This window comes from Brevundimonas sp. (assembly GCF_050729455.1).
Lineage (GTDB): Bacteria > Pseudomonadota > Alphaproteobacteria > Caulobacterales > Caulobacteraceae > Brevundimonas.
In genome coordinates, this window is sequence record NZ_JBOHLI010000104.1 from 1 (window position 1) to 4,188 (window position 4,188).

Annotated in this window: 3 protein-coding genes; 1 reads left to right on the top strand and 2 read right to left on the bottom strand. The window is 63.2% G+C overall.

Annotation, left to right across the window (positions count from 1 at the left end):
- The coding region (locus ACREEF_RS15590; protein ID WP_431566482.1) for a PHA/PHB synthase family protein at positions 1-1,317 on the top strand (1,317 nt) is incomplete at its 5' end.
- A gap of 119 nt (positions 1,318-1,436) precedes the next feature.
- Here the strand turns inward: ACREEF_RS15590 and istB are convergent.
- Together istB and istA are read right to left on the bottom strand one after the other, a co-directional pair.
- A complete protein-coding gene (gene istB / locus ACREEF_RS15595) occupies positions 1,437-2,231 on the bottom strand; it encodes an IS21-like element helper ATPase IstB (protein WP_431566483.1) in 795 nt (264 codons plus the stop codon).
- A complete protein-coding gene (gene istA, locus ACREEF_RS15600; protein WP_431566484.1) occupies positions 2,221-3,750 on the bottom strand; it encodes an IS21 family transposase in 1,530 nt (509 codons plus the stop codon). The genes istB and istA overlap by 11 nt, the downstream gene beginning before the upstream one ends.
- Between the last annotated feature and the right edge of the window lie 438 nt (positions 3,751-4,188).

The window sequence follows — 4,188 nt, forward strand, 5'->3', positions numbered from 1 at the left end:
GTGCTGGACAGCGTGTCGCCAGCGAATTTTCCAAGGACCAATCCGGAGGTGCTCGGCCGCGTCGTCGAAACCGGCGGCCTGTGCCTCGCCCAGGGCATGGCCACGGCGACCGACGACTGGTTCCGGCTCGTTTCGGGGGCGCCGGCGGCGGGCGCCGACACATTCCGTGTCGGGGAGACGGTCGCGGTGACCGAGGGCGAGGTGATCCTGAGGACGCCGCTCTGCGAGGTCATCCAGTACAGGCCCAAAACAGCGACGGTGCAGCGCGAGCCGGTGGTGATCGTCCCGGCATGGATCCTGAAATATTACATCCTCGATCTGTCGCCGCGAAACTCGCTGGTGCGCCACCTGATCGAACAGGGCTTCACCGTGTTCATGATCTCGTGGAAGAATCCGACGCCGGCCGACCGCGACATCGGCTTCGACGACTATCGCAGGCTCGGAGTCTTGCCTGCGCTCACGGCCGCGCTGGCGATTACCGGCGCGACCAAGGCTCACGCTGTCGGCTATTGCCTGGGCGGCACGCTGCTGGCGATCGCTGCCGCAGCCATGGCACGTGACGGCGACGACCGGATCGCCAGCCTGACCTTTCTCGCCGCACAGACCGATTTCGACGAGGCCGGCGAACTCAAGCTGTTCATCAACGACAGCCAGGTGGCATTCATCGAGGACCTGATGTGGCAGCGCGGCGTGCTGGCCGGCTCGCAGATGGCGGGCACTTTCCACCTGCTGCGCTCCAATGACCTGGTCTGGTCGAAAATGATCCATCGCTACCTGATGGGCGAGCCGGATCCGGTTTCCGATATCTCGGCCTGGTTGGCCAATGTGACCCACATGCCTTATCGCATGCATTCGGACTATCTGCGCTCGCTCTATCTCAACAACGACCTCGCAGCGGGCCGCTTCAAAGTGGACGGCCGGCCGATCGTCATCCAGGACATTCGCACCCCGATTTTCGCGCTCGGTGCGGAATCGGATCGCGTCGCCCCCTGGCGTTCGGTCTACAAGTTTCGCCTATTGGCAGACGCTGATGTGACATTCGCCCTGACCAATGGCGGGCATAATCTGGGGGTCGTATCCGAGCCGGGCCATGAGGGGCGAAACTATCGGATCGGCCACTCCGGCACACGTGACCACTATGTCGACCCGGACAGCTGGTTTGGCGCGACGCCGGTCCGCAACGGGTCGTGGTGGCCCGCCTGGTTCGACTGGCTCCGCAGCAGGCCCAGCGAGCGCGTAGCACCGCCCCCGCAAGGTCGGCGCGAAGCTGGCTATCATTCGCTTGGACCGGCCCCCGGTAGCTATGTCTTCGAATGACACTTATCGTGTCCCGCGACAAGCCGACGTGGCCGGCCGACGGGGACGGTGTTGATTTCCGCGGAGAAGTGACCCTGGGTTTCCGCTGAGAAGTGACCCGCCCAGATGGTGTTATTTGTTCAGGTTGCGGTCAAGTTTTTGGCTTTCTCCCTGGCTGGTTTGTCGGGCTTTGCCGAGCTGTTCCTGAAGCGGAAGCTGTCGTTCCCGGTCTCGAGGATATGGCAGTGGTGGGTGAGGCGATCGAGCAGGGCCGTGGTCATCTTGGCATCGCCGAAGACGGTGGCCCATTCCGAGAAGCTGAGATTGGTGGTGATGACGACGCTGGTGCGCTCGTAGAGCTTGCTCAGCAAGTGGAAGAGCAAGGCGCCGCCCGATGCACTGAAGGGCAGGTATCCGAGCTCATCGAGGATGACGAGATCGGCGTAAGCGAGCCGGCCGGCGATCTGTCCAGCTTTGCCCTGAGCCTTTTCCTGTTCGAGAGCGTTGACGAGTTCGACGGTGGAGAAGAAGCGGACGCGCTTGTGATGGTGCTCGATGGCCTGGACCCCGAGGGCCGTGGCGACATGGGTCTTGCCGGTGCCGGGCCCTCCCACCAGGACGACGTTATGAGCATCCTGGAGGAACTCGCACCGATGCAGTTGGCGCACGAGTGCCTCGTTGATCTCGCTGCTGGCGAAGTCGAAGCCGTTGAGGTCGCGATAGGCCGGGAAGCGCGCGGCCTTGAGCTGATAGGCCGTTGATCGGACCTCTCTCTCGGCCATCTCCGCCTTCAGGATCTGCGACAGGATCGGCACGGCGGTCTCGAAGGCCGGCGCCCCCTGTTCCGTCAGGTCGCTGACGGCCTGGGCCATGCCGTGCATTTTGAGGCTGCGCAGCATGATGACGATGGCCCCGCTCGCAGGATCATGACGCATGGCGCACCTCCTCGGCCCGGCGCAGGGCGTCATAGCGTTCGACATTGGCGCGCGGCTCTGTGGTCAATGTGAGAGCGGAAGGGGCTTCGACCGTCGGCGCGGTCATCGGTGCGCCGTCGATCAGCCGATGAAGCAGGTTGAGGATGTGGGTCTTGGTCGGCACGCCGGCTTTCAGGGCCAGTTCGACCGCCGTCAGCACGGCCTCCTCGTCATGCTGCAGGACCAGGGCCAGAATCTCGACCACCTCCCGGTCGCCCCCTGGCGTCTTGAGCAGATGCTGTTGCAGGGAGCGGAAGGCCGGCGGCATCTCGGCAAAGGGGGCACCGTTACGCAAGGCCCCGGGTTTGCGCTGGAGGACGGCCAGATAATGCCGCCAGTCGTAGACCGTCCGGCTGAGACGATCATGCGAGCGGGCGAAGACCCGGCGATGTTCGCAGATCGCCTGCCCCTCGGCGACGATGACAATCCGGTCGGGATAAACACGCAGGCTGACCGGGCGGTTCGCAAAGGATGCCGGCACGCTGTAACGATTGCGCTCCAGATGGACCAGGCAGGTCGGGGAGACGCGCTTGGCATGCTCGACGAAGCCATCGAAGGGACGCGGCATCGCCATCAGGTGCCGGATCTCCTCGGCCCACGCATCGGCGATTGTACCGGGTTGTGTGCCGTGCGCGGTCTGCGACCACAACTCCCGGCACCGGGTCTCCAGCCAGGCGTTCAGTGCCTCCAGCGACGGGAAGTTCGGCAGGGGCTGCCAGAGCCGATGCCGGGCATCCTGGACGTTCTTCTCGATCTGCCCCTTCTCCCAGCCGGAAGCCGGGTTGCAGAACTCGGCCTCGAACAGGAAGTGGCTCACCATGGCCGAGAAGCGGATGTTGACCTGGCGCTCCTTGCCGCGGCCGACCTTGTCGACGGCCGTCTTCATGTTGTCGTAGATGCCCCGCCGCGGTACGCCGCCCAACACCCGGAAGGCGTGGTTATGGGCATCGAACAGCATCTCATGGGTCTGGAGCAGGTAGGCGCGCAGCGTGAAGGCGCGGCTGTAGGACAGCTTCACGTGAGCGACCTGCAGCTTGGTGCGCTCGCCGGCGATGATCGCCCAGTCCTCCGACCAGTCGAACTGGATCGCTTCGCCCGGCACAAAGGCCAGGGGCACGAAGGTGCCACGACCGCTGATCTGCTGCTCGCGCAGACGGGCCGCCTTCCAGTCCCGGGCAAAGGCCGCGACCCGATTGTAGGAGCCCTCATAGCCGAGCAAGACCAGATCGGCATGTAACTGACGGACGGTGCGCTTGTGCTTGCGCGATTTGCCGCCTTCGATCCGCAACATCGCCGAGAGCTTGTCGGCATAGGGATCGAGTTTGCTTGGACGGTCGGGAACGTGAAACCGAGGCTCGACGCTATCCAAGCGCAGGTACTTGCGGACCGTGTTCCTCGAAAGCCCGGTGCGCCGGGAAATCTCCCGGATCGAAAGATGATTCCGCCCATGCCAGCGACGGATGACACTCAATAACTCCATGTCGATCACTCCGAGGTCCCCCGCGTAGCACGCGTGAGACGTGGTCAAAACATGGGTCACTTCTCGATGGAAAAATCCCTGCCTAACGGGTCACTTCTCCGCGGAAATCAACAATCATCGCTATGATCGCGCTGTGCCCGGCAGCTACAACCTCCTCCCAACGGAGGCGATGAGCCGCCGGCTGTATCAGGACTATGCCCAAATGAGCGGTATGATTTTCGGCACTGCACCGAAATTCGAAGAGGTGATGGCAAGTCTTGCCGAGATAGCCAATTATCTTAACAGCGAGTTTGTCCCCGCCTCAAAGTTGGATTCGGATACAGAGGGTCCATCGGGCCCTGTGATGTAGCGGGCCGAGGGGCCGTTGGCGCCGTCAAATGGCTCGATGCTCATGCAACTCTCCCATCGACTGGATTTCTATCCGTTCAGGTGAAAGGC